Origin of the sequence: Pseudarthrobacter sp. YAF2, from assembly GCF_052113345.1 — a bacterium.
In the GTDB taxonomy this organism is placed as follows: Bacteria; Actinomycetota; Actinomycetes; order Actinomycetales; family Micrococcaceae; genus Arthrobacter.
Window position 1 is genome coordinate 122671 of sequence record NZ_JBFRDA010000004.1, and the last position, 23568, is coordinate 146238.

Annotated in this window: 23 protein-coding genes; 8 read left to right on the forward strand and 15 right to left on the reverse strand. The window is 66.6% G+C overall.

The window, feature by feature from the left end:
• Positions 1–72: 72 nt before the first annotated feature.
• The 3 genes from AB4Y79_RS06055 to AB4Y79_RS06065 are packed head-to-tail and all read right to left on the reverse strand — an operon-like array spanning position 73 to position 1714.
• Positions 73–942: an HNH endonuclease gene (locus AB4Y79_RS06055; RefSeq protein ID WP_441859693.1), complete on the reverse strand. Its 870-nt coding sequence runs from the start codon at positions 940–942 to the stop codon at positions 73–75.
• A gap of 50 nt (positions 943–992) precedes the next feature.
• Positions 993–1187, reverse strand: coding sequence for a hypothetical protein (locus AB4Y79_RS06060; RefSeq protein WP_441859695.1), 195 nt, complete (start codon positions 1185–1187; stop codon positions 993–995).
• A complete protein-coding gene (locus AB4Y79_RS06065; RefSeq protein WP_441859697.1) occupies positions 1184–1714 on the reverse strand; it encodes a hypothetical protein in 531 nt (176 codons plus the stop codon). Before AB4Y79_RS06065 ends, AB4Y79_RS06060 begins: the two co-directional genes overlap by 4 nt.
• A gap of 140 nt (positions 1715–1854) precedes the next feature.
• Between AB4Y79_RS06065 and AB4Y79_RS06070 the strand changes: the two genes are divergently transcribed.
• Positions 1855–3312 (forward strand): DUF5129 domain-containing protein, encoded by a 1458-nt coding sequence (locus tag AB4Y79_RS06070; RefSeq protein WP_441859699.1) that lies wholly within the window; start codon positions 1855–1857, stop codon positions 3310–3312.
• A gap of 25 nt (positions 3313–3337) precedes the next feature.
• Here the strand turns inward: AB4Y79_RS06070 and AB4Y79_RS06075 are convergent, their stop codons facing one another.
• Positions 3338–3610, reverse strand: coding sequence for a YegP family protein (locus AB4Y79_RS06075; RefSeq protein WP_441859700.1), 273 nt, complete (start codon positions 3608–3610; stop codon positions 3338–3340).
• A gap of 133 nt (positions 3611–3743) precedes the next feature.
• Positions 3744–4529, reverse strand: a complete 786-nt coding sequence (locus AB4Y79_RS06080) for a DUF4386 family protein (protein WP_441859702.1) — start codon at positions 4527–4529, stop codon at positions 3744–3746.
• A gap of 192 nt (positions 4530–4721) precedes the next feature.
• Here AB4Y79_RS06080 and AB4Y79_RS06085 point away from each other — a divergent pair, with 192 nt between their 5' ends.
• Positions 4722–5057, forward strand: a complete 336-nt coding sequence (locus tag AB4Y79_RS06085; protein ID WP_441859704.1) for a hypothetical protein — start codon at positions 4722–4724, stop codon at positions 5055–5057.
• Between the two features lie 33 nt (positions 5058–5090).
• Here the strand turns inward: AB4Y79_RS06085 and AB4Y79_RS06090 are convergent, their stop codons facing one another.
• Complete coding sequence (locus AB4Y79_RS06090) at positions 5091–5561, reverse strand: GyrI-like domain-containing protein (RefSeq protein ID WP_441859706.1); 471 nt, start codon at positions 5559–5561, stop codon at positions 5091–5093.
• Between the two features lie 165 nt (positions 5562–5726).
• Between AB4Y79_RS06090 and AB4Y79_RS06095 the strand changes: the two genes are divergently transcribed.
• The 4 genes from AB4Y79_RS06095 to ppsA all read left to right on the forward strand — a co-directional run bounded on the left by AB4Y79_RS06095 (position 5727) and on the right by ppsA (position 13289).
• Complete coding sequence (locus AB4Y79_RS06095) at positions 5727–7712, forward strand: heavy metal translocating P-type ATPase (RefSeq protein ID WP_441859708.1); 1986 nt, start codon at positions 5727–5729, stop codon at positions 7710–7712.
• 45 nt (positions 7713–7757) lie between these two features.
• Positions 7758–8219 (forward strand): universal stress protein, encoded by a 462-nt coding sequence (locus tag AB4Y79_RS06100; protein ID WP_441859710.1) that lies wholly within the window; start codon positions 7758–7760, stop codon positions 8217–8219.
• Positions 8216–10789: a cation-translocating P-type ATPase gene (locus AB4Y79_RS06105; protein WP_441859712.1), complete on the forward strand. Its 2574-nt coding sequence runs from the start codon at positions 8216–8218 to the stop codon at positions 10787–10789. Before AB4Y79_RS06100 ends, AB4Y79_RS06105 begins: the two co-directional genes overlap by 4 nt.
• A gap of 79 nt (positions 10790–10868) precedes the next feature.
• The gene (gene ppsA, locus AB4Y79_RS06110; protein ID WP_441859714.1) at positions 10869–13289 is read left to right on the forward strand and encodes a phosphoenolpyruvate synthase; all 2421 of its coding nucleotides are present in this window, start codon (positions 10869–10871) and stop codon (positions 13287–13289) included.
• A 68-nt stretch (positions 13290–13357) separates the two neighbouring features.
• Here the strand turns inward: ppsA and AB4Y79_RS06115 are convergent, their stop codons facing one another.
• From AB4Y79_RS06115 to AB4Y79_RS06130, 4 genes are all read right to left on the reverse strand, one after another.
• Positions 13358–13780, reverse strand: coding sequence for an Hsp20/alpha crystallin family protein (locus tag AB4Y79_RS06115; protein ID WP_308930799.1), 423 nt, complete (start codon positions 13778–13780; stop codon positions 13358–13360).
• Between the two features lie 103 nt (positions 13781–13883).
• Entirely contained in the window at positions 13884–16316 is a 2433-nt protein-coding gene (locus AB4Y79_RS06120; RefSeq protein WP_441859717.1) for an HAD-IC family P-type ATPase, read from the reverse strand.
• Between the two features lie 25 nt (positions 16317–16341).
• A complete protein-coding gene (locus tag AB4Y79_RS06125; RefSeq protein ID WP_441859718.1) occupies positions 16342–17208 on the reverse strand; it encodes a universal stress protein in 867 nt (288 codons plus the stop codon).
• A gap of 78 nt (positions 17209–17286) precedes the next feature.
• A complete protein-coding gene (locus AB4Y79_RS06130; RefSeq protein WP_441859720.1) occupies positions 17287–17742 on the reverse strand; it encodes a pyridoxamine 5'-phosphate oxidase family protein in 456 nt (151 codons plus the stop codon).
• Positions 17743–17996: 254 nt separating this feature from the next.
• Here AB4Y79_RS06130 and AB4Y79_RS06135 point away from each other — a divergent pair, with 254 nt between their 5' ends.
• Complete coding sequence (locus tag AB4Y79_RS06135) at positions 17997–19637, forward strand: GAF domain-containing protein (RefSeq protein WP_441859877.1); 1641 nt, start codon at positions 17997–17999, stop codon at positions 19635–19637.
• A 46-nt stretch (positions 19638–19683) separates the two neighbouring features.
• Here the strand turns inward: AB4Y79_RS06135 and AB4Y79_RS06140 are convergent, their stop codons facing one another.
• Positions 19684–20358, reverse strand: a complete 675-nt coding sequence (locus tag AB4Y79_RS06140) for a response regulator transcription factor (RefSeq protein ID WP_308930803.1) — start codon at positions 20356–20358, stop codon at positions 19684–19686.
• A gap of 248 nt (positions 20359–20606) precedes the next feature.
• Here AB4Y79_RS06140 and AB4Y79_RS06145 point away from each other — a divergent pair, with 248 nt between their 5' ends.
• The gene (locus AB4Y79_RS06145; protein WP_441859722.1) at positions 20607–21107 is read left to right on the forward strand and encodes a universal stress protein; all 501 of its coding nucleotides are present in this window, start codon (positions 20607–20609) and stop codon (positions 21105–21107) included.
• Between the two features lie 51 nt (positions 21108–21158).
• Here AB4Y79_RS06145 and AB4Y79_RS06150 read toward each other — a convergent pair whose 3' ends face one another.
• From AB4Y79_RS06150 to AB4Y79_RS06165, 4 genes are all read right to left on the reverse strand, one after another.
• Positions 21159–21479: a DUF3040 domain-containing protein gene (locus AB4Y79_RS06150; RefSeq protein ID WP_441859724.1), complete on the reverse strand. Its 321-nt coding sequence runs from the start codon at positions 21477–21479 to the stop codon at positions 21159–21161.
• A gap of 40 nt (positions 21480–21519) precedes the next feature.
• Complete coding sequence (locus tag AB4Y79_RS06155) at positions 21520–21867, reverse strand: SHOCT domain-containing protein (RefSeq protein ID WP_441859726.1); 348 nt, start codon at positions 21865–21867, stop codon at positions 21520–21522.
• Between the two features lie 95 nt (positions 21868–21962).
• Positions 21963–22961, reverse strand: a complete 999-nt coding sequence (locus AB4Y79_RS06160) for a polysaccharide deacetylase family protein (protein ID WP_441859728.1) — start codon at positions 22959–22961, stop codon at positions 21963–21965.
• 47 nt (positions 22962–23008) lie between these two features.
• A complete protein-coding gene (locus AB4Y79_RS06165; protein ID WP_441859730.1) occupies positions 23009–23476 on the reverse strand; it encodes a universal stress protein in 468 nt (155 codons plus the stop codon).
• Positions 23477–23568 lie beyond the last annotated feature (92 nt).

The following is a 23568-nucleotide window of genomic DNA, read 5'->3' on the forward strand; positions in this document are numbered from 1 at the left end:
CCGGCCAATACCGCTCACGCCCCTGAAACTCCGGCCAGGCACCGCCATGGTCCCAACATAGTCCTGCGAACCCTACGCCGGGCCGCCCTCGAGGATCCGCCGCGCATCCGCCTGCGCTTGGAGCTCGGAAGTACTGACCACGTGGCCCAACATGTGGCCGGAGGCGGAGACCATGGTGCGCAGTTCAGCAACAGTCAGCGGCGGGTTCTCACTGTGCGCCATGGCGTGGCAGTTCCGGCACAGCGGAACGAGATCGGCAACGGGGTCAAGCTGATATCCGTTGCCGAGCAGCTCCGGCGGAACCAGATGGTGCACGGCGATCATTGCGGTGCCGGCCCCGCCGTAGGTTGCCTCAAAAGAAAAGCCGCACGCCGCGCAGGAGGTGCCATGGAAGGCCACGCAGCTCCGTCGCGCGTCCGGGTCCCGCTCGTAACGGTTCACCTGGACCTGGCGCACGGCATCCGGCGGAAAGGTCCCGCCGGGCAGCTCGTCCGGATCCGTCGTCGCCGGACCGTGGTCACGCCACAGCCTGCGAAGAACGGGCTCGGACGACGGCGGCACCGCCATCAGGGACCCTCCGGCCGCGCCGTCGGGGAGTCCGCCCGGAATGGCTGACTCAAAGACGCCGGGGCCCGTCTGTTCGCCAACGGGCAGCAGGGAGTCGAAAACCACGGTGATGAACCAGCCGGTGTCAGCGACATCGCCGGCTGCGGGGACCTGGTACGGCTCGGACAGCACCAGCCCGTGGCCCAGCAGGCCATTGCCCTGGGTGCTGCTGCCGCGCAGCACCAGCCAGGCTTCCGTTCCCGGGCCCGTGCCCGGCCGGGAATCGAGGCGCCAGCGGTCCACGAACCTGCCGGACTCCGCAACATGCTCGACGGCGGCACGGTAGTCCCGGCGGTGCAGGGCGTCCGCGTCCACGGCGAGTATTACTGCAGCCACCGTTCACCTGACCCGGGCGCTCGTCGCCGGCCCCAACCGTCCAGCGGGATTTAGATCGGTTCCTTGGCCAGCGCCTTGGTTTTGGCGGGTGTTTCGCGCCCAAGCCGTTCATCGAGAGTGACCCGGAGCCTGGCCGCCGCGACCTGGACGCGGTGCTCGGCAGGGGTTACTTTCTTCTTGCCGGATGCAGCAGCGGTGCTCCGTGGGGTGTGGACGTAACGGTGTTCAGGCGACGCTGCGCTCATGGTCCAACCTCCTTGGTACTGTCTTGATCCGTCGTTCTATTCTCGCCCAAGATGGCGTGGCCGTCCACGACGGCCATCTCCTGCCCGGAGTCCGTGTCGGTCTCAACGTCGTCCCCATTTTCGTCCCCGGACACACTCTTCCAGGCAATATCGAACAATTCGAGCTCCTCGGTGCGCGCGAGGTCGCTCCGGGCCAGCACTTCCAAGGTCGCCAGCCCCAGCGCCTTTGTTCCTTCATCCGGATCCAAGGCCCTGTCCAGGGCCCACTGGGTCCGGCGCCACCATTCGGCCCGGCTGTCCGCCTCGGTCTTTTGCTGCAAGGCGTTGGCGTCCGCTTCACGTTTTTGTTCCAGGGATGTCTTGTCCGCGGCGGTTCGCTGCTTCAACGTTCGCCAGTTTATGTAGAAGGCCAGGAGGGCCGCGATGAGGACGGCCAAGGGCCCGAGGCCGGCAAGGATGACCCACCAGTCCGCCGGCCCTGAATGAACGACGACGTCCAGCGGGCCGGGAGAGGGTACAGGGGTCACCAGACCAGCTTAGGCGGCGGTCCGGCCGGCGGCCGGGAGGACGCTCCTTCCGGGCGGCCGGCCTCCGCCGGCGGGACCTTTGGCCCTTTGGCCGGCTCCGCCTTGGTTCCATCCTGATTCCAGGCAGTGAGGAGAGGGATATGGGCACTCTGGCCAACCGGATTGGTGTGATCATGTTCGCGCTGGGTGCCGCCCTGATGGGGCTTCCGGCCGCGAGCGCCGCCGTTGCGCCCGTGGCCGTCGTGGTGGAGGACACCGCCGGGGTGCTCGACCGGAACACACTGGTGCCCGCCGTCGAACGCATCCAGTTCTACGAACCCACCCGCGTGGCAGTTTTCACCTACAACGGAACCGCTGCGGACAACCTCAACGAAACGGTCCTTTCGTTCGCCCGGTCCAGGCACCCTGAATGGATCAGTCCTGACGGGCAGAAATGGGCGGACGGGTTATTCATTTTCGCGCTCGATCCGGTGGGCCGCCACGTGGGCACGTACATGGGGGAGGACCGGAAAGTGTCGTTGGAGCAGCGCAGCGACATCCAGGACGCGTCGAAGGACCTGTTCCGGGACGCTCAATGGACCGACGGAACCGTGGCCGGCATCCGCCGTGCCGCCGAGCTCATCAACCAGCCCTGGTACCGGTCCGCCGGGTTCCTGATCACAGCATGGGTAACGGGCGGGCTGGCGGCGTTGGGCGCAGCCGCGTGGCTGACAGTCCGCGGCGTGACCCGGGCCAGGTGCCGCAAACAGATTGAACGGGGGGACCGCAGCTACTCCAACGTCAGCATGGACCTGGAGGTCACGGAACTGAACGCGGGCACCATTCCCGACTCGTCGCGCTATGGCAGCCAGGTCCTGGAGAAGCACCGCAGCTTCCTGAGCCGCTATGCAGCCACCACAGAGTTGTCCAACCAGGTGCATGCGCTCCCGCGGCGGGCGCTGAGCCGGCGGAAGAGTCTCAACCTTGCCCGCGAGTTCGCCGACAATGCGGCCCGGCTGGATGCCTTGGATGACGTCATTGCGGACAGCAACGCCCTGCTGAACCGTGCCGCCACCTGGCCCACGGCCTGGGACCGGCAGCTTGCACCGTTCCGCACGGACCTGGCCGGGCTGGAGCAGCTCCTGGCCAAGCGCCACGGGCAGGGCGATTCCGCCAGCGCGGCGGCCCTGCGGTCCTTCCGGGACGAAAGCCTGCGTGAGATCGAACGCTGGACCGCCGATCTTGCGGACAAGGCGATCACGCCGGAAGAGGCCCTGGACCGGCTCTACGCGGCGCGTTCCCGGCTCTCGGAGCTGTTGGAGAAGCACGCCGAAACGGTCATCCAGGGGTTTGCCCGGAACGATCACGAGGCGCGTTTGATGGGGGAGCAGATGGACGCGGCCCATGAAGGCCTCACCCGCCGCGGCGAGCGTAAGTACGAACCGAGCATCCTGGGCACGTGCTATCCCACTTACCAATTCTTTTCCGTCGCCACCTTCAACTCCGGTTTCACCACCGGGGTCGGCAGCGTCAACTCGGCAAGAGGCGGCGGCAGCACCACCGGGTACGGCAGCAGCGGCGGGAGTTTCTCCGGGTCGGGCAGTTCATCAAGCTTCTAGCGCCCGGGGTGACGGACGGCAGGTCCTACGCGACGCCGACGGAACCGAGCCGGCCAATTCCGCGCCGGATTGCGTGCCGGGGGTGCGGTACGGAAGCAAGAACCATTCCGGCCGGTGGCGGAACCACATCGCGGATCAGTCCCGTCCCTGCACATTCCCTGACCTCTTCGATGGCCGCGGCCGCCGCATGCTTGTCGGTGAATGGTCCGGAGACGGCCAGGACGTGCCCATCCGGCATCACAAGCCGGAACCGGATCCGGGAATCTTCATCTGCAAACAGTTCGAACGTACCTGCCATAGGCCTTGTGCTCCTCAGGAATCCTGCCTCGGTCGGGCTGCGATGGCCGGTATCCGGCCCATCCGCCGCGGATGCACAACCCCAGCGTGGTGCTTCCGGCCCAGACCACCATCCCAGAGGACCTCGCCGGAGTTTAGGGCCCAAGGTCCTTGATCACCGGTTCCGGTTGCCTGGCAGCACGGTGCGGCAACCGGATCAGTGCGATCCCCGCGGCGATGAACCAGGCCCACAGCAAGACCCCGTAACCCCAGTAGAATCCCGGCGCGGCGTGGCGGAGAATTTCGCTGGCCACCCCCAGTCCGCCCGTGGCAATGCCAAGCCAGGGCAGGTACCGCGGAAATACGGCTGTTCCCTTGAGCATGGCCAATCCCATCAAGAAGATTCCGAAGGCGGACAGGACACCGGCGATGGCGGGGGTGTTGTTCTCGGCGATGATCGCCTCTGCGGCAATCGAATAGGCCCTGCGTTCTTCGTCCGATCCGGCGGCCACGAAACGGTCGCTGAGGTAGACCAGGTTCAGGGAGCCCCGGCTGGTGACCGGTACCGCCAGCAACAGTGCCCACGGCAGGGCGCCGAATATCAGGGCCACCAGGGCCAGGCTCTTGTCGAAGACCGACAGGGCTGCGAAGAGGGCAGCAAAAACAAGCACCGGCAGGATATTTGGCAGGATCCACAGAATCTGCTCGGCCACGTAGTTGGCCTTGTTGGCTGCGATGAACTCAAGGGTGGCGGCTCCGCCGTGGACCGGCGGAGGAGCCAGGAAATCGAGCACCAGGGCAATAATAAGCAGGAGCACGAACAAGATCGACGACGCGCCCGCCAAAACGTAGAGGCGCTGCCAGCCGTGCCGGTTGCCGGGGTCCGCCATGGCGCCACGTGCTGCGGCAACTTGCCGTGAGCCTGGCTGCGGACCTGTCATGTCAGGGGCCTGTTCATACCCGGACTCTGCCCTCGGGACGCCGGCAGGGACAGTGCCATTCGGCCCGGCCGCCTGACATTCCGTGGGTTGCCGCATCCAGGTACCAAATGCCCTGTTCCGCGGCGGCGGTCCTTGGAAGACTGCAGGCCTGACAACACAAAAATACCGATGGACGGCATGGAGGAGGACAGCATGGGTGAGGACCCCGTACATACCGAAGAGCTCCGGGTCGAGTTGGAGGACGCGGCATCCCGCACGTGGTGGGCCCGCATCCTCTACACGCTCGGCTCACAGTATGGGAGCACGCAGTTCCGGTTCGTGGGCAAGTCCGGTGACGGCCGCCGGCTGTACGTCAGCGACACGTTCCCCGGGCCGCCGCTGAACCGGACGCCTCCCGAAGAAGAGTGGGCTCCGGGCCTGCAGGCCAGCCTCAGCCAACTGCGCCGGGATATCGCCCGCGACGGATGGTCCGAAACCGGTCACGGCACGCAGCCCTGGGACCTGACCTTCAGCCGCGCCCGGGGTTGATGGCCGGCACCCGCCCGGGCTAGGCACGGGCGGTTAGGCAACGGGCCAGACCACCTTGGTCTGCCACGTGGCCGGATCCGGCTGCTTCTCCGGATCGCTCAGGTAGTACTCCCACATCATCCCGGCAGGAGTGGCGCCGTCTTCCTCCATACGCTGCCGGATGGCGTCGTAGGTGGCGCCCAGGGTGTCATACGGGCCGCTGTGAATGGCCTCGAAGGCATCAGTGTCCGGAAGCGTCCCGTTGGCCACCTCGCCTGTTCCGTGAAAGTTTCCTGCGATGGGAAAACCCGCTTCGACGTCGACGGATTCACCAGGCATGCCGTGGTAAAGCGCGAACGGCGGGCCTGCCGGGCTGGCGCCCTGCATCTGGACCGCCGCCATCACGGCACCGAAGGCACGGCCAAAAAAGCCTGTCAGGGCGTCCATTGGGACGCGTTCGCGGACCACGGCGACAGCTTGCTCGGTGACGTGGATCTTTCGTGGCTCCTGCCCAGTTCCGTTCATGCCAACAGCCTTGCCGCGAACCTGGCGGCGTGACAGGGCCATAGGACTCTAAACGCTGTGCAAGCCATGGCCCGGGGTACAAATGCCCTAGCCCTGGCGGTGTCGGCCCGGTAGTTTCGGCTCTATGCGTGATCACCACGGGCACAAAGCACCGAAGTGTCCTGAATGAGGAAGCAGGCCGCCCCGCCGGTGGCATCCGGCGGGCGCCTCGAGGGCGTTGACGCCGAGGGGCCTGCCACGTCCCGCGTGGAGAAGGCGTGGCGCTTCACCAAGCGGTACCCCGTCGTCGCGCTGACATGCCTGGTGCTGGTGGCCACGCTGGTGCTGCTGCAATCCGGCTTGGAAATGCAGGTCCGCATCATCGCTTCCGCCTACGCTGCCGTGATCGTGGTGTTGCGTTCCGGCGGGATGGTCCGTGCCCTGCGGGAGGGGCGCTGGGGGATCGACCTCCTGGCGTTGATGGCCATCGCCAGCACCGTGGCGGTGGGCGAATACGTGGCTGCCCTGGTGGTCATCCTCATGCTTACCGGCGGGGAGGCGCTTGAGAACTTTGCCCAGGGACGTGCCGCCCGGGAACTGCGGTCCCTGCTGGACCGGGCACCCCGCTTCGCGCATCGCGAGGGAGCCGGTGCCGTGCTCGCAGATACCCCGATCGGCGAGGTGGTGCCAGGGGACGTGCTGATGGTCCGCCCCTCCGAGCTGGTGCCGGTGGACGGCACGCTTCTGTCCGAAACGGCAAGCCTTGACGAATCGTCGCTGACGGGCGAGAGCCTGCCCGTGGAGCACGCCCGGGGGCAGGTGCTGCTCAGCGGCTCGGTGAACGGTGTGGCAGCCATCCGCATGCGGGCATCGGCCACCGCGGCCGACTCCCAGTACAGCCGCATCATCGCCTTGGTCGAAGAGGCCTCGAACAGCCGGGCCCCGGTGGTCAGGCTCGCCGACCGGTACGCCGTTCCCTTCACCCTCCTGGCCCTGGCCATGGCCGCCACGGCCTGGCTCCTGTCAGGTGAGGCTCTCCGATTCGCACAGGTCCTGGTGGTGGCCACGCCCTGCCCGCTCCTGATCGCGGCGCCGGTGGCCTTCCTGGCCGGTACCAGCCAGGCCGCGCACAAGGGCATCATTATCAAGAACACCCGGACGCTCGAGCAACTCGCGAAGGCGCAGACAGCGGTTTTCGACAAGACCGGAACCCTCACCTCCGGGCGTCCCGTCCTTGACGAGGTACGGGTGGCGGCGGGCAAGGGTGGGGCCCTGGGCAGCCAAAGGATCCTGCAGCTGGCTGCCTCGGCTGAGCAGTACTCCTCGCATGTCCTGGCAGGCTCGGTGATCGAGGCGGCACGGTCCGCCAACCTGGTGCTCCTGCCGGTACAACAGGCGGCCGAGACCGCCACCCACGGGGTGGAAGCTGTCTGCGGTGGCCGGCGCGTGGTGGTGGGCAAAGCAGGCCTGGTCAGCAGTGTGTCAACCGGATTCCGTGAAACACCGATCCACAGCGGCCAGCTGGCCATTCACGTGGCCGTGGACGGCGAGTACGCCGGTGCGCTGATCATGAAGGATCCGTTGCGCCGCAACGCCCTGTATACCCTGGCACAGCTGAACTCCCTGGGAGTTCGGAACACCATGCTGTTGACCGGGGACGCCCAGGCTACCGCTGCGCACATTGCCGAGGAAGCGGGAATCGGCCGCGTGCAGGCCGAATGCCTTCCGGAGGACAAAGTCAACACGGTGGCCGCCATCCGGGAACGCCCGGTCATCATGGTCGGAGATGGCGTCAACGATGCCCCCGTCCTGGCCGCCGCCGAGGTAGGCATAGCCATGGGCGCCAAGGGCGCCACGGCGGCCAGTGAATCCGCGGACGTGGTGATCATGCTCGATGACCTGTCCAAGGTGGCCCAGGCTGTCGCCATCGGCAAACGGACGGTGGCTGTGGCCCTGGTGAGCATCTGGACGGGCATCGGGCTCAGCCTCGTGCTGATGGCCATCGCCATGACGGGATACATTCCCGCCGTGGCCGGTGCCCTGTTGCAGGAGTTGGTGGACCTGGCCACCATCCTGAACGGCCTGCGCGCCCTCCATGGTGCTGACCCGACGCGCACGGCAGGCTCCAGGCGCCGTTCGCCTGCCGGCGATGGGGTCCACCCGCCTGCATGACTTTTGGCCCTTCCCACCGAAAGCACCGGCCGGGAACGTGGTGGTATGAACGCAGAAACAGTTGCCAAGCCCGTCATCGTGGGCGTGGACGGTTCCGAATTTTCCTCCGCCGCGCTGCGGTTTGCCGGGAAGCTGGCAGCCCGCCTGGGGACCCGGCTTGAGGTCATCACATGCGTCGGGATGCCGGACTACCTGGTGACGTCGCGGCTTGAAGGGGCGGACCGGCAGTTCACCGCGAGGCTTCAGGATGCCGCCGAGCGCCTGGTGGAGGACGCCCTGGGCCGTGCTTTTTCGGGGGAGCGGCCGGAAAACGTCGATGTGACCGTCAAGTTCGGGCCTCCGGCGAAGGTGCTGGTGGAGGAAAGCCGGCGGGCGCAGATGCTGGTGGTGGGAAGGCATGGAGAGGGTGGCCTCCTTAAGTCTTCCATGGGCTCCGTCACCAAAGCATGCGCAGCCCATTCCGCCTGCCCGGTGCTCCTGGTGGGCCAGGAGGCGGACGCCGTGTGAGGACCGCGGAGGGCCTGACGTCTGAAAGGGCCGCGCAACTCCTGAAAGCGGCCGGCCCCAACCAGCTTCCCACGGAAAAACCCGTGCCACAGTGGCGGAAGCTCTGGGGCGAGATGACGCACTTCTTCGCCCTCATGCTGTGGTGCGCCGCCGGGCTGGCCTTCATCGCGGACATGCCGCAATTGGCGGTGGCGATCGTCGTCGTCGTCATCGTCAACGGCGTGTTCGCGCATATCCAGCAGGAACGCGCCCAGCACGCTGCAGAGAAGCTGCGCGCCCTGCTGCCGGCCGACGTCATGGTCCGCCGCGACGGGAAGGTGCGGAAGGTCCACGCCAGCGCGCTGGTGGTCGAAGACGTGGTGCTGCTCGCTGCCGGAGACCGGCTCCCCGCCGACATGGTCCTCGTGACGGCCTCGGCGTGTGCGGTGGATGAATCGATGTTGACCGGCGAAAGCGAACCGGTCCCAAAAGCGGTGAGCGACCAGGTGTGGGGCGGTACCTTCCTGGTCAACGGCTACGGGGAGGCCACTGTGACCGCGACGGGCGCCGACACCAGGCTGGCCGGAATCGCCGACCTCACCAGCAAAGCGGTTTCGCCCCCGACGCCTCTGTCCCTGGAACTGCGCCGGATCGTCCGGGTCACCGCGGCGATGGCGCTGGGAATCGCGGCCGTCTTCTTCCTGGCATCTCTGCTGGTCGGCTTTCAATGGCGCGATTCGTTCCTGTTCGCCATTGGCGTTGCCGTGGCACTGGTACCGGAAGGGCTCCTGCCCACCGTGACCCTCTCCCTTGCCATGGGCGCGCAACGGATGGCTGCACGCAACGGACTGGTGCGCAACCTCGAAGCAGTCGAAACCCTCGGGTCCACAACATTCATTTGCACTGACAAAACCGGCACCCTGACCCAGAACCGGATGAACGCCGTCGAGGTCTTCACCTCGGACGGCTCCGTCCACGTGACGGGCGAAGGCTACGCCCCCGACGCCGACGTGCAGGGGCGCGGAGTGGACAAAGCGGCGGCCGCTGCGCTCGCAGCACGGACGGCTTCACAGGGCCGGGCGGAGCTGCACGACGGGCAATGGCGCGCCCAAGGTGATCCGATGGAAGCTGCCCTGGACGTCCTGGCCCGCAGGCTGACGGGAACCGGGTCCGGCGATGCCCCTGCGCGCCGGTTGCCGTTTGACCCGGTGCGGCGCAGGGAATCCGCCATTCTTGGACCGGACCTGTTCTGTAAGGGCGCCCCCGAAACCGTGCTCCCGGTGTGCCGCTCCGTGCCCGCGCCGGTCAAGGAACACGTGGAGGTGATGGCGTCACGTGGCCTGCGCGTCATTGCCGTGGCGGGGCGGAGGCTCGGGGGAGTGCCGGAAACATGGCAGTCCGGCACGCCGGCAGAACTTGAAACCGGGCTGGAACTCCTCGGCCTGATCGGCCTCCAGGATCCGCCCCGCCCCGATGTGGCGGATGTGATCGGCACAGCGCGACGGGCCGGCCTGAAGATCGCCATGATTACCGGTGACCACCCGGGAACCGCGGCAGCGATTGCCCGCCAGATCGGCCTGATCGGATCGCCCGAATGTGTACTTGAGGGCTCGGACCTGCCCGGGGACGACCAACTGCTGGGGGCACTCCTGGACCGGGACGGAGTGGTGGTCAGCAGGGTATCGCCGGAGCAGAAGCTCCGCGTTGCCCGGGCGTTGCAGTCCCGCGGGCACGTGGTGGCCATGACCGGCGACGGCGTGAACGACGGCCCTGCCCTCCGCGAAGCCGATATCGGCGTGGCCATGGGGCTTAGCGGGACCGATGTGGCACGCGAAGCGGCGGACCTGGTGCTCCTTGACGACCACTTCGGCACCATCGTCGCGGCCATTGAGCAGGGCCGCGCCACGTACGCCAATATCCACCGCTTCCTCACCTACCACCTGACCGACAACGTGGCGGAATTGACCCCCTTCGTCATCTGGGCGCTTTCCGGCGGCCAGTTTCCGCTGGCATTGGGGGTGCTCCAGATCCTTGCCCTGGACATTGGAACGGACCTGTTGCCGGCTCTCGCGCTCGGAGCGGAGGCGCCCGGCAAACGCGTCCTTGCCCGTCCGCCCGAACGCCGGCACCTCATGGACCGGCGGCTGATCGTACGGGTCTTCTGCATCCTGGGGCCGGTGGAAGCCGTTACGGAAATGGCGGTATTCGCGGCTGTCCTCGCGGCCGGCGGCTGGACCCGGGGACAGCCGCCCGCGCCGGGACTCCTGGCGGCCGCTTCCGGTGCCGCGTTCATGGCAGTGGTCCTGGGGCAGCTCGCCAACGCCTTTGCCTGCCGGAGCGCCACGGTGCCGCCGTGGAAGCTGGGCTGGGGAACGAACAGGCTGCTGGTGTGGGCCGTGCTGGCTGAACTGGCCATCCTGGCAGCATGTCTTTACCTGCCGTATGTTGCGACAGTGCTGGGCCAGGCCCCACCCACACCCATGGGAGTTGTCCTTGCACTCCTCGCCGCCCCTGCTGTCCTGGCGGCGGACTGGATCCACAAGGCTGTCCGGAACCGCCGGCGGCCGGCCCAGGGGCCTTCCGTGGCGTGAGTACCTGTCCCCAAAGCGGTGCAGGCGCCCGGGACCAAAGACTCTGCCTGCCCTGCCGGGCTGAGGCCAGAATCGAGCCATGAGTGCCCCCACAGAAGCCGTCCCGGCCAGCGTCGTTAATGTCACGTGGATCGAAGACACCGGGATCGCAGACATCCCGTCGGTTGGCGGCAAGAACGCATCCCTGGGAGAGCTGAGCCGTTCCCTGCAATCGTCAGGGGTCAGGGTTCCCGAGGCGTTCGCCACCACTGCCGCGGCCTACCGCAGCTTCGTGGCGGCCAATGACCTGGAGCCCAGGATCCGGAAGCACATGGATGACCATCGTGCCGGGAGGGCAACACTTCGACAGGCAGGGGCAGCGATCCGCGAACTTTTCCTGCAGGCGAGTTTTCCTGACGCGATCGCCGCAGACATCCAGGAGCATTACCGAGATCTGTGCCGCCGCACGGGCCAGGCCCAGGTGCCGGTGGCCGTCCGCAGCAGCGCCACGGCCGAGGACCTGCCGGACGCCAGCTTCGCGGGCCAGCAGGAGACCTTCCTGAACGTGGCAGGCGAACGCGGCGTCCTTGACGCCTGCAGGCGCTGCTACGCATCGTTGTTCACCGACCGTGCCATTAGCTACCGGGAAATGAAGGGCTACGACCACCTGGACGTCGCCCTGTCCGTGGGAGTCCAGAGGATGGTCCGTTCCGACATTGGCGCCTCCGGAGTGATGTTCTCGATTGACACCGAGTCCGGCTTTCCCGGCGTTGTGGTCATCAGCGCCGCCTGGGGGCTTGGGGAGACGGTGGTCCAGGGCACCATCAATCCGGACAAATACCAGGTGTTCAAGCCGCTGCTGGCCGACCCGCAGTTCAGCCCGGTAATCGAACGGGCAGTGGGCGCCAAGGAGCGCAAGATGGTTTACAGCCAGGGCGGCGATGCACGGACCCGGACCGTTGATACCAGCGAACGCGAGCGGCGCTCGCTGGTACTGGGTGATCCGGAAATCGTCCTCCTCGCCCGGTGGGCCGCCGCCGTCGAAAAGCATTACGGCCGCCCGATGGACATGGAGTGGGCAAAGGACGGGGTGACCGGTGACCTCTTCATGGTGCAGGCACGGCCGGAAACGGTCCAGGCCCGCAGAAGCACGTCCACCTTCCGGACCTACCACCTCCTGCATCCCGGCCCGGTCCTGGCAACCGGGGCCGCGATCGGTGATGCCATCGCCAAGGGTGCGGCGTGCGTGATCCGCGACGCGAAGGACATCGAGTCCTTCGTTGACGGTTCCGTACTTGTCACCCGGATGACCGACCCCGACTGGGTCCCGGTGATGAAGCGCGCCGCCGGCATCATCACCGACCACGGCGGGACCACCAGCCACGCCGCGATCGTCAGCCGTGAGCTTGGCGTGCCCGCCGTCGTCGGAACGCGCAACGCAACGGAGATATTGTCCGACGGCGCCCCGGTCACCTTGTCCTGCGCCGAAGGGGAGGAGGGGCGCGTCTATGAAGGACTGCTCGATTACTCAGTGGAGGATGTGGACATGGCGGGCCTTCCCGCCACCCGCACGGCTGTGATGATCAACATCGCCAGCCCGGCCGCCGCGTTCAAATGGTGGCGGCTGCCCGCAGCAGGGGTGGGACTGGCCCGGATGGAGTTCATCATCAACAGCCTGATCCGGGTCCACCCCATGGCATTGGTCCACCCCGAGAAGGTAACTGACCCCCAGGAAGCGGACCTCATCAGGCAGCTCACCAGCGGCTACGACGATCCCAAAGAGTACTTTGTGGACGTGCTGGCCACGGGGATCGCCAAGATTGCCGCTCCGTTCCATCCCAAACCGGTGATCGTCCGGCTCAGCGATTTCAAGAGCAACGAATACAGCCATCTGGTGGGCGGCAGGTTCTTTGAACGTCCGGAGGAAAACCCCATGATCGGCTTCCGCGGCGCCTCCCGCTACTACAGCAGCCACTACCGGGAAGGGTTCGCCCTGGAGTGCCAGGCCCTCAAACGGGTCCGGGAGCAGGCGGGATTCCGCAACGTCATCGTCATGGTCCCCTTCTGCCGCACCGTAGGGGAAGCGGACCAGGTTATCGAGGCAATGGCTGAGAACGGCCTGGTCCGCGGCGCTGACGGCCTGCATCTTTACATGATGTGCGAGATCCCGTCCAACGTGGTCCTGGCAGACGAATTCGCGAAGCGGTTTGACGGCTTCTCCATCGGTTCCAACGATCTCACCCAACTGGTGCTCGGAGTGGACCGAGACTCTGAGGAGCTTGCCGGCCTGTTCGACGAACGCGACCCCGCCGTCACGGCGCTGATCGCAGAAGCCATCAGCAAAGCCCACGCTGCCGGCATCAAGATCGGCATCTGCGGGCAGGGGCCAAGCAACCATCCGGACCTCGCGGAATTCCTGGTCAGGCAGGGGATCGATTCCATCTCATTGAATCCGGACACCTACGTCAAGACCATTCCGGTCATTTCCGCAGCGGAAGCTGCGGCCGGCAAGGCGTCCTAAGCCCGCTAGACACAAAAGTGCCTGGTCCCCGCGGGGGCCAGGCACCGGCGTCGTACTCCTTGCGCTCCTCAGCCCCTGGTGATGGGAATCTTCGACGCGCCGGCTTCCAGCCCCTGGTCAGGCATCGGGGCACGGACCTCCAGGACGCCATCCTTGTAGGCGGCGGTGACGTCCGCCTGCTGGACGCCGCCGGGGAGCGGAATACGCCGGACGAAGGACCCGTACCGGAACTCCGACCGGTAACCGTCCTTGTCCTTGTGTTCCTTCTTTTCCTCCCGCTGCGCCTTGATGGACAGCACACCATCGGCAACGGTGACGTCCACGTCCTTCTCCGGGTCGATGCCGGGCAGCTCAGCCCGTACAACGAGCGTATTGCCGTCCACCATTTCCTCAACCCGGATGGCGGAAGTCCCCATGTCCCCTTCAAAGAGCCGCTCGATGACGTCCAGGGGTGAGCGCCGGGAATCGAACCATTTCATCAGGTCAGTCATTACTGCCTCCTGCTCAAGTGGAAGCCGGATCATCGCATGGCCCGGTAATTCCACCATCCCCTTTCAGCGGAACAGGATCCAGAGTCAAAGGTCCCAGCCCGGTTCACCCGGCACGGGCCGGCCCGTGCCGGGTGAACCGGCCCACCACTTCGATGGCCACGCAACCTGCCAGGCCCACTCCAACAGCGAGTCCAAGCAGGGCCGGCGGAGGCCAATCCACCCGAAAGAAGTGACGTGTCACGGGGACGCTGAACAACAGGACCAGGCCTGCGTACATTCCCGCAAGGATCAGGATCTTTGTGCCGTTGAGCGGCCGCGACGCCATCACCAGGATCCATGCTGCCAACATGCCCAGGGTTACCGTGGATGCTGACTGCGCGTTCTCCCGGGTGTGCCCGCCAAACCATTGGGCGAAGGCGCTGACGGCCAACACACAGACGGCCGCGCAGACGCCTGCCGGCACGGCGAAGGAGAGGGAACGCCGGAGGAACCCGGGAGCATAGCGCTCGCCGCCCGGTTGCAGTGCGAGGAAGAAGGCCGGCAGTCCGATGGTCAAGCCGTCCAGTGCGGACAGTTGCCGTGGCAGGAAGGGAAAAGCCAACACCAGGATGCCGCACACCACGGAGATGACAGTGGCGTAGACGGTCTTGCTGAGGAATACCAAGGAAACCCGCTCGATGTTGCTGATGGCCCGGCGGCCCTCGTCCACCACTGCGGGCAGTCTTTCGAAGCGCCCGTCCAGGAGAACCAGCCGGGCCACCGCCTTGGTTGCCGGCGAGGCCGAGTCCATCGCGATGCCGAGGTCCGCCTCCTTCAGCGCCAGGACGTCGTTCACGCCGTCTCCGGTCATGGCCACCGTGTGCCCCCGCCGCTTCAAAGCCCGGACCAGGTCACGCTTCTGGGACGGCGTGACGCTGCCAAAGAGGCTGTGGGCTTCCACCGTTTCTTCCAGCAGGGCGGGATCTTCGGGAAGGTGGCGGGAGTCGTACGCAACCCCGTTTCCAAAGCCAACTCCGCGTGCCAGGGCCGCCACCGTCCTTGGATCGTCACCGGAGATGATCTTGACGGTCACGCCTTGCCGGCGGAAGTAGTCCAGTGTTTCGGCCGCATCGGCACGGATGCTCTCGCGGAAAGTCATCAGCAGCACCGGCGCCAGCGCAGGGGGCAGCCCGGTCTCTGCTGTGTCGGGCGGCAGCGCGCCCGGCAGGTAAGCCAGTGCGAGCGTCCGCAGGCCGGTGGAGGCCAGTGCCGCGGCTTCCCGGTGCGCCTCCACGCAACCCGGGGAGTCTCCGAGGACAGCGTCCGGCGCGCCGAGGATCCATGTTCCGGCGGCGCCGGACTCCGGCCCCAAGGTGACCGAACTCCATTTTCGGGCGGAGGAAAAGGGTATGGCGCCCAGTTGCGGAGTCGGGGCCGCCACGGGAAAGGCCGCGCCGATCGCCGCGGCGGTGCTGCCGCCCTCCGCCTGGCCCCCAAACCATTCCAGGACCGGCCGCCACCGGGCCTCCGGGAGGCCGCCGTGCTCATGGACGGCGTCGAACACCATGGAGCCCGAGGACAGCGTGCCCGTCTTATCGAGGCACAGGACATCCACCCTTGCCAGTACTTCCACGGCCGCCAGTTCCTGGATCAGGACCTGCTGGCGTGCCAGACGGAGGCCGCCAACGGCGAAGGCCACGCTGGTCATCAGGAGCAGCCCGAGCGGAATCATAGCCATGATCCCGGCCACTGCCCCCACCACCGCGGGGATCCACCGTCCTGAACTGAAGGCACCTGTCCAGCCGCCCCGGTCCTGCATCTGGGCGTTCATCAGCAACAACGCGGTGGGCAGCAGCAACCACGTGATCACGACGAAGACCTTCCCCAGGCCCCTGCGGATTTCCGACGTGACCAGCGAGAACCGGCGCGCCTCAGCCGCCAAACGGTAGGCGAACGTGTCCGGCCCAACCCGGAGCACGGCAGCCCGGCCACTGCCGGCCAGGATCAGCGACCCGGAGAGCAGCACCGCGCCGTCAGCCTTCGCAACCGGCTCGGATTCGCCGGTCAGCAAGGATTCGTCCACCTCAAGTGAGGTTCCGCCCAGCAGTAACAAGTCAGCCGTGACCTGGTCGCCGCCGCTCAGCACCACGAGGTCGTCCGGGACCAGGCCATCCGACGGAATCCGTTCCCGTGCGCCGTTCCGGATCACAGTGTTGGTCGCGGCTTGCGTAATGGCCAGCTGGTCGAGGGAACGTTTTGCACGGTACTCCTGGACAATGCCGATCAACGAGTTGCTGATGGCCGACAATCCAAACAGCGCGTCACGCCACTGGCCCAGGACGAACAGCAGGATGAAACAGCCACCCACCACGGCGTTGAAGAGCGTAAATACGTTCGCCTGGACGATCGCCCGGACAGTTCGGCTGGTGGCCGTGGGCACGCTGTTGATCCTGCCGGCAGCGGTCCGCTCCAGGACCTCAGCGGTGGTCAGCCCGTTCCGGGCGCGGCGCACGTCCACGTCGGGGCCCGATGCCCCGGCCTCCCCGGCTGCCGGCATGGCGTGCTCCACCAAGCGGGCAGCGTCAATCGTCGTGCTGCGGTTTGTGTGTCCGCGTGATCACAGTGGGGCACGGGGGCTGCGCCAGCACCGCGTGCGCCGTGGATCCCAGCAGCAACCGCTCGAAGCCTCCCTTGCCACGGCTGCCCAGCACCAGCAGGCGTGCCCCGGAGGCAGCCTTCGCCAGGGCATCCGCCGGCTCGACGACGGTTTCCATCACCGTGTGCACGGTCAGGTCGGGGTAGTCCTGCCGCAGGCCGGCCTCCGTTTCCGCGAGGACAGTCTGTTCCTCTTCGAGCACGTGGGTGGCAAAACTGCTGGAGGGCAGCCCTGCTGCGACCCAACGGTGGGGACCGGTGAAGGCGTAGAGGACCGTCAGCTCCTCCCCAAGGACGTCAGCCTCGGCGGCCGCATACGCCACCGCCTGCGTGGATTCCTCGGATCCGTCCACGCCAACGAAGATGCCGCGGCCCGCCTCCTGTCCTTCGCCGATGACCGCAACCGGGCATTCCGCCGTGGCAGCGGCCTGGAGGGCACGGTCTGTCAGTGCGCCGCGCGCGTGGCCGCTGGTGCCAAGGACAAGCATGGCAACGTCTTTTGAGTACGCTCCCAACGCTGAACCCACTCCTCCTTCGAGGAGCTGGAGCGAAACTTTCAGGCCCGGGTAGGCGGCGCTGACTTTCCCGCCGGCTTCCTTCAACAGGCCCAGGCCTGATTCGCGCAGGACCTCAAAGTAGGGCAGCACTTCGGAGGCCGTCCACCTGTCGTCCACCACGTTGACTACGGCTAGGGGAGACTTGAGCCTGTCGGCCCGTGCGGCGGCCCACATCAGTGCGGCGCCGGATGCCGGCGTGTTGGTGATGCCGACGGCGATTGGCTTGGCAGGTGCCACGGGGGGCCATCCTTCGGGGTGTAGTGGGGCAGTTGAATTGGGCGGGAAACAAAAAGCGAGTTCTTTCCAGCGCGCTCTTCACTCCGTTGCGGGCTCCCGCGGCGGCCACCAGTGCGTTGGCGCCGCGATGACGAACCTCCGCCCGCTGATGTCCTGCGGCGTGACCCGGATCAGGGTGTTCTTCTGGCCCGGTTGCCAGGGTGAGAGTCCGGCATCCATGGCGTCCTGGGTCTCCTCCGCATCCGAAACGACGGTGGCGTGCCCCTTGAGGATGACGCTCCAGGCGATGGTTCCGTACTGGTTCATGCCGTCCGCTTCAACGGCCACCGCCTTGCCGTCGAAGGAGGAAAGTTTCGTTGCCTCACCCGTACGCATCAGCAGGGTCCCGTTGGTGGTGACAAAGTTCATGGGAAAGTTCTCAACTGAGTCGCCGTCTGTGAACGCGATCCTGCAAACGGACGTGGAGTGAAGGAGTTTCCAACAATCGTGGACGCCGAGTTCCTTGATTTCCGGTTCTGCCCCTGCTGTATCCATGGCCGTAGCCTAGGACCGTGAGCATTCTGCCGGTAGGGGAAAAGGTCCCGCTGGTGCAGAACGGCGGACAACAGTGAGCCGGACTACTGCCGCGCACGGCGGATGCCTGCCGTTGACGCGGACCCCTAGACTACTCCCAGAGGATGTCTTCGAACACTTGATTCGCGCTACGGGCCCGCTGCCAGGCAGGCTTTTGCCGCCGGAGGTGGGACGTGAACACTGAGCAGCCGGGGCGCTCTCCACGGCGGGACCAGATGGAAGACCTGCTGAGGGATTTCACGGCCCGGGGCGACGAACTGCTCGATACCCGGGAGCGGATCAACGGCCTGCTGGCTGCCGTCATTGCCGTCGCCGAGGACTTGAGCCTTGAAGCCGTCCTGGACCGGCTGGTGAGGTCTGCCTGCGCCCTGGTCGGTGCCGGGTACGGAGCGCTGGGCGTCATCGGAGAAGACCGCCGGCTGAGCCACTTCATCACTGTGGGAATTGATGAAACCGGCATCCGTTCCATCGGCGACCTGCCCACAGGGCATGGTGTCCTCGGGCTGCTGATCCGCGAACCGAAGCCGCTGCGGCTCCATGACCTCGGCAAGCATCCCATTGCATCGGGTTTTCCAGCCAACCATCCGCCGATGCGGACATTCCTGGGAGTGCCGGTCCGCGTCCGGGACGAGGTATTCGGAAACCTGTACCTGACCGAAAAGCAGGGCGGGGTTGATTTCACCCAAGAGGACGAAGACCTCGCGGTTGCCCTGGCGGCAGCGGCCGGAGTCGCCATCCAGAACGCCCGCCTCTTTGAAGACAGCGGCCGCCGGCAGAAATGGCTGGAGGCGGGCATGGAACTGAGCAGCCGGCTGATCATGACGCCCCGTGCCGGGGTTGCGGAAAGCCTGGATATTGTCGCCGAAACCGCGCTCAAGGTATCCGGTTCCGCGCTGGCCGTGATCGGCGTCCCGGCCGGAGACGGCGTGCTCCGCTGCCGTACGTGCCTTGGCGTGCAGGGCCTCCAGGCGGGGCAGGAACTCCTGGTCTCCAGCGCGGCGTCGGCCGTCGTCGAAAGCGGCCAATCTTTCGTGGCTGCGGACCCGCGGCAGGTCTTTGACCACGGGATGGCGGAGAAACTGGGACCTGTCCTGGTGTGCCGGCTGGGGCATGGCAACAGTGACAACGGGGTGCTTATGCTGGCCCGTGCCCGCGGAGCTGCCGCATTTACCCAGGCCGAAGCCGAATCCAGTGCCATCTTTGGGAGCAGGATCGGCCTGGCACTGGACCTGGCGCGCGTGAGCGCCCTGCGCGAGCAGGACCTGCTCCTGACGGATCGGGAACGGATTGCCCGCGACCTGCACGATCTCGTCATCCAGAGGTTGTTTGCTGCCGGCCTGAGCATTCAGAGCCTGCGGCGCTTCACCATGGACCCCGTGGCCCATGACCGAATCGCCGCGGTAACCAAGGAACTCGATGACACCATCCGCAAGCTGCGGGACACCATTTACTCGCTTCGCACCGCGGACGTGGACCGGGAGCCCCTCACCGGCCGGATCCTGCGCGTTGTCCGGGAAAGTTCACGCAGCTACGGCCTGATCCCCAAGGTATCCCTGGACGGTCCGGTGGATTTGGTCAACGAAGGTGTTGCTGCCCAAGTGCTGCCGGTGCTCTCGGAAGCGCTCAGCAACGCCTTACGGCATTCCGGTGCCGGGGAGATCCAGGTCAGCCTTACCGTGGACGGCGACGAGGTGCAGCTGTGCATCGATGACAACGGTCACGGCTTCAGCGATCCTGCCCAAGAGAGCGGCCTTGCCAACATGCGCTACCGCGCCGGGCTCCTTGGCGGCCGGTGTGACATCCACAGCGTCCCGGGCGAAGGCACGTCCGTGACGTGGTCCGCGCCCCTGTCCTGAGTGCGGCGCTGCACCGGCAGCGCTGCATCCTGTTGCTCGGACCCGCTCAGGTGCTCTCCGTGGTATTCCGGGTGACATAGACGGCAGCCTGCGTCCGGCGCTCAAAACCCAGCTTGGCCAGGATGGACGAGACATAGTTCTTGACCGTCTTTTCAGCCAGGAACAGTTCATCGCCAATCTGCCTGTTGGTCAGCCCCTGGCCGATCAGGGCCAGGACCTTTTTCTCCTGGGTACTCAGGCCGTCCAGGCGGGGGTCCGTGGGTGCGGTGGAAAGGCCAGCGATGATGCGCTGTTCCACGCCCGGTTCGAACAGTGACTCACCCGCCGCGGCCCTCCGGATGCCGGCCAGGAGGTCATCGCTCCTGATCTGCTTCAAAATGTACCCGGACGCGCCGGCCAGGACGGCTCCGCGAAGGGCCTGCTCGTCGTCGTAACTGGTGAGGATCAGGCAGCGCAGCCGTGGATCGAGGGACCTGACATCCCTGCACACTTCAATTCCCGTGCCGTCGGGCAGCCGCCCGTCCAGGACTGCGATATCGGGGTGCAGGGCCGGAATGCGGCGCGTGGCTTCGGCAGCCGACCCGCTTTCGCCAACCACTACGAAACCCTCGCCCTCAAGCAGGTCCTTCAGGCCCTGCCGGACAAGTTCATGGTCATCAAGGATGAACACGCGGACTGGCCCGGAAGAACCGGTTGCTTCACTGCTCGCAGTTTCATGCATGTGCACCCAACGCTCCCAAACGTTTTCAGGACCAAACCAGACCTGTGCGGGCCACTCCCCGGAGCGGCCCCACCCCATTGTTACCTGCAAAGGGCGTAGCCGGAAGGGACCAAAGTCCGCCGCGCGGGTCCGGCCACCACCCGGTGCACCGTCGGGACGGTGCCGCGGTTTCATCCGCCATGACTTTTGGCCCTGTTCCCGGCACCCGGTTCCGGTCCACGCTTGGTCAGATGGCAACAGGAGGGAATGTGGCGACTGTAGGGAACGAAGCGCCGGCGGCAGCCGCCGCACGGCGCCCAAGGATCATCGTGGGGGTGGATGGCTCCGAAGCATCCGTCGCCGCGTTGCGGGTGGCGCGGGCGTTGGCGGAACCCATGGGCGCTCCAGTTGAGGCGTGGGCGTGCTGGGATGTCCCTGCCGGCTATGGGGTCTACCTGGCGGTCGGCATCGAAGGATTCAAGTACGCCGCCGAGCAGATCCTTGGCCAGGCGATTCAGGACGCATTCGGGCAACAGCCGCCCGCTGTGCACTCCCGGATAGTGCGCGGGAAGCCCGGTCCAGTGCTCCTGGACGCGAGCCGGACAGCGTCCCTCCTGATCGTGGGAAGGCGGGGTCACGGTGGTTTTGTCCTGGGCTCGGTGAGTTCAATCCTTGCCAGCCACGCACACTGCCCGGTCCTGGTGGTCCACGCCGCGGAGTCAGGGGCCGCGGCGGAAGTATCCCGGACCGATGCAGGGGCACTGCCCTGAAGTACTGACCCGGCTTGGCTCACCCAACCCGGCCTGCCGCCGTCGCCCGTCCTATTCGCTGGTGGTGCCTTCCACCCGGGTTGCGTTCGGGGCGGGCTTGCGCGGGGTCCAGTGCAGGTCTTTGAGGGCCCAGTAGCCGGCGCCGTTCATCACCGTGAAGCCGGCAATCCCAAGGGCGGGGGCGTGGACCACCAAGCCAAGCAGGAGGATGCAGACCCCCACCGCGAAAAGTATCAATGCGCGCCTGAAACTGGTCCGGCGGGAGATGGCGAAGGCGTCGTGGTCGAGCAGGACGGCGAGCCTGGGGTCATCCTGTTCCAGGCCCTGGCCGATCCGTTCGAGTTCCCTTTTCTCGAATTCGGAGAGTGGCACAGTAGGCTCCCGATGTCCGTTTCCTGCCGGAGACATTGGCTCAGCTGCCCGGCTGGCCGCGCAGGACGGCCAGCCTGTTCTGGTACTCCGCAACATCGATCTCCCCGCGGGCGAAACGCTCTGCGAGCAGGTCCTCCGCCATCCGCGGAGCAGGAGGCTGTGGATGATGCGGGGAGGGCGCCCGCAAGGAGCGGGCCAGCAGGACAATGCCGGTGACGATCGCTCCCCAGACCACCACCATGCTGATGCTCATCAGGACATAGCCCCACAGGCCCATGCCGTCGTTCCAGCCGTACACTTCCCCGACCTCCGATTCACTGAAAGCCGCCGCCAGCCGGCCGCCTTCCCTTCCAGTATTGGATTCCTCGGGGGCAGGAGGCAGAGCCATTGGTCCTGTTCCGGCGGCGGCCATCCAGGCAGGCACCGGCCCGTACCTCCTGGATGAAACCGATCAGGGCATTGGCCAGGACCGCGGCCGGACGCTTATCGCCCCAGCACGGCATCGAGGGTGATGAAACCGTACCCTGCAGCCCTGAGCCGGTCGATGACCTGTGGCAAAGCATCGGCATCGAGCGTGGTGCCGTCGTCGGGGTTCGAACCGATGTGCATGAGGACGATTTCCCCGGGCTGCTGTCCCGCTTGGACGCGATCAACCACCGCCTGGACGCTGGCACCCCCACTGGTGCCCTTCCAGCCCAGTGTGTCCACGGTCCAGCGAACGGCCACATAGCCCAGGGAGTTGACGGCCGCGATGGTCCGCGCGTCGCGTTCGCCATAAGGGAACCGGAACAGGGGCCTGGGGTCTGCTCCTTCCGCCAGGATGGTCTGTTCGGCACCACGCACCTGTTGGACGATCGCGTCGTCAGTCAGTCCGGTAAACCCGGGATGCGTCATGGAATGGTTTGCCACCCGGTGCCCGGCCGCGGCAATCTGCGCCACTCCCTGCGGATTGTTGGCGGCCCAGTTGCCGGTCAGGAAGAAGGTGCCGGCAATGCCCTTGGCGGCGAGGGTGGACAGGATCTTTGGCAGTCCGGCAGCGTTGGCTCCGGCATCGAAGGTGAGTGCTACGCTGCGGCCGGCCCCTGGAACGACAGTCAGGTCCTGGCCGCGAAGGGATTCGGGAAACGGCGCCGGCGGAGGGGGAGCGGGTGGTTCCTCCGGTGCGGCCGGTTCCGCGGGTACATCGGAAGGCGCGGGCCCGGCGTCCGAGGGCACCGTGACCGGCGGTTCCACCGGGACTTCGCCCGCTTCCGGCGTGTCCGTTTCAGCCGGCGGCGTCGTGCCGTGGGAAGCATCCACGCTTGCGGACGCGGACTGGGTGGGCTGGGCGGAGGGCGGTGCTGCCGAGGGGGCCGCAGGGGGCGCCGCCGGCGGACTGCCAGCCGGCGCCGGGCGAAAGAGGACCAGGACGACGGCGAGGACCACCAAGGCGCCGGCGATCGCCAGGGCGAGCGCCCGTCGTCGTACTTCACTCGCCGGCACTTGCCCGTCACCTGCCCCGGACGCTGATGTTCTTTGGTGCCGTCAGTTCAGGAGGCCTGGGAACCGCCGGAGCCGGTCTCCGGGGTGTGCACCACCAGGACCGGGCAATGGGCATGCGCGATGACGGCGGAGCTCACCGAGCCCAGCAGCAAGCCGCCGAATCCGCCGTGCCCGCGGCGCCCCACCACGATCATGTCGGCGTCGCGGCTGGCATCGATCAGCGCCTCCCGCGGATGGCTCCGGACCAGGGTGGAGGTGATGTTCGACGGCGTTTCGGTGCCGAAGGCCTGCCTCACCGCCTCGTCCAGGACTGCTTTGGCGCCTTCCTCGAAGCCCTCCACGCCCATCATCACGTAGCCGGTATACACCTGGGGGTAGTCCCAGCAAGCTACTGCCTGGACCTTGGCGCCCAAGGGAACGGCCATCCGTTGGGCCTGCCGGAGGGCCTCCACGGACGCCTCAGATCCATCGACGCCCACCACAATGCTGGCTATTGGTGCCCCGGCAACGCTCATGTCTGCTCCCTCATCGGACCCGTACGGTCACGCCCATCATCGTCTTTCCCCGGGACCGGGAGGTAGGGGCGAAGGTCACTGGGCCGGCCCAA

Coding starts and splice junctions, on each gene's coding strand:
- AB4Y79_RS06060 (WP_441859695.1), bottom strand. CDS start 1,187: ATGAGCGCAGCGTCGCCTGAACACCGTTACGTCCACACCCCACGGAGC.
- AB4Y79_RS06070 (WP_441859699.1), top strand. CDS start 1,855: ATGGGCACTCTGGCCAACCGGATTGGTGTGATCATGTTCGCGCTGGGT.
- AB4Y79_RS06075 (WP_441859700.1), bottom strand. CDS start 3,610: ATGGCAGGTACGTTCGAACTGTTTGCAGATGAAGATTCCCGGATCCGG.
- AB4Y79_RS06080 (WP_441859702.1), bottom strand. CDS start 4,529: ATGACAGGTCCGCAGCCAGGCTCACGGCAAGTTGCCGCAGCACGTGGC.
- AB4Y79_RS06085 (WP_441859704.1), top strand. CDS start 4,722: ATGGGTGAGGACCCCGTACATACCGAAGAGCTCCGGGTCGAGTTGGAG.
- AB4Y79_RS06090 (WP_441859706.1), bottom strand. CDS start 5,561: ATGAACGGAACTGGGCAGGAGCCACGAAAGATCCACGTCACCGAGCAA.
- AB4Y79_RS06095 (WP_441859708.1), top strand. CDS start 5,727: ATGAGGAAGCAGGCCGCCCCGCCGGTGGCATCCGGCGGGCGCCTCGAG.
- AB4Y79_RS06100 (WP_441859710.1), top strand. CDS start 7,758: ATGAACGCAGAAACAGTTGCCAAGCCCGTCATCGTGGGCGTGGACGGT.
- ppsA (WP_441859714.1), top strand. CDS start 10,869: ATGAGTGCCCCCACAGAAGCCGTCCCGGCCAGCGTCGTTAATGTCACG.
- AB4Y79_RS06115 (WP_308930799.1), bottom strand. CDS start 13,780: ATGACTGACCTGATGAAATGGTTCGATTCCCGGCGCTCACCCCTGGAC.
- AB4Y79_RS06120 (WP_441859717.1), bottom strand. CDS start 16,316: ATGCCGGCAGCCGGGGAGGCCGGGGCATCGGGCCCCGACGTGGACGTG.
- AB4Y79_RS06130 (WP_441859720.1), bottom strand. CDS start 17,742: ATGGATACAGCAGGGGCAGAACCGGAAATCAAGGAACTCGGCGTCCAC.
- AB4Y79_RS06135 (WP_441859877.1), top strand. CDS start 17,997: ATGGAAGACCTGCTGAGGGATTTCACGGCCCGGGGCGACGAACTGCTC.
- AB4Y79_RS06140 (WP_308930803.1), bottom strand. CDS start 20,358: ATGCATGAAACTGCGAGCAGTGAAGCAACCGGTTCTTCCGGGCCAGTC.
- AB4Y79_RS06155 (WP_441859726.1), bottom strand. CDS start 21,867: ATGGCTCTGCCTCCTGCCCCCGAGGAATCCAATACTGGAAGGGAAGGC.
- AB4Y79_RS06165 (WP_441859730.1), bottom strand. CDS start 23,476: ATGAGCGTTGCCGGGGCACCAATAGCCAGCATTGTGGTGGGCGTCGAT.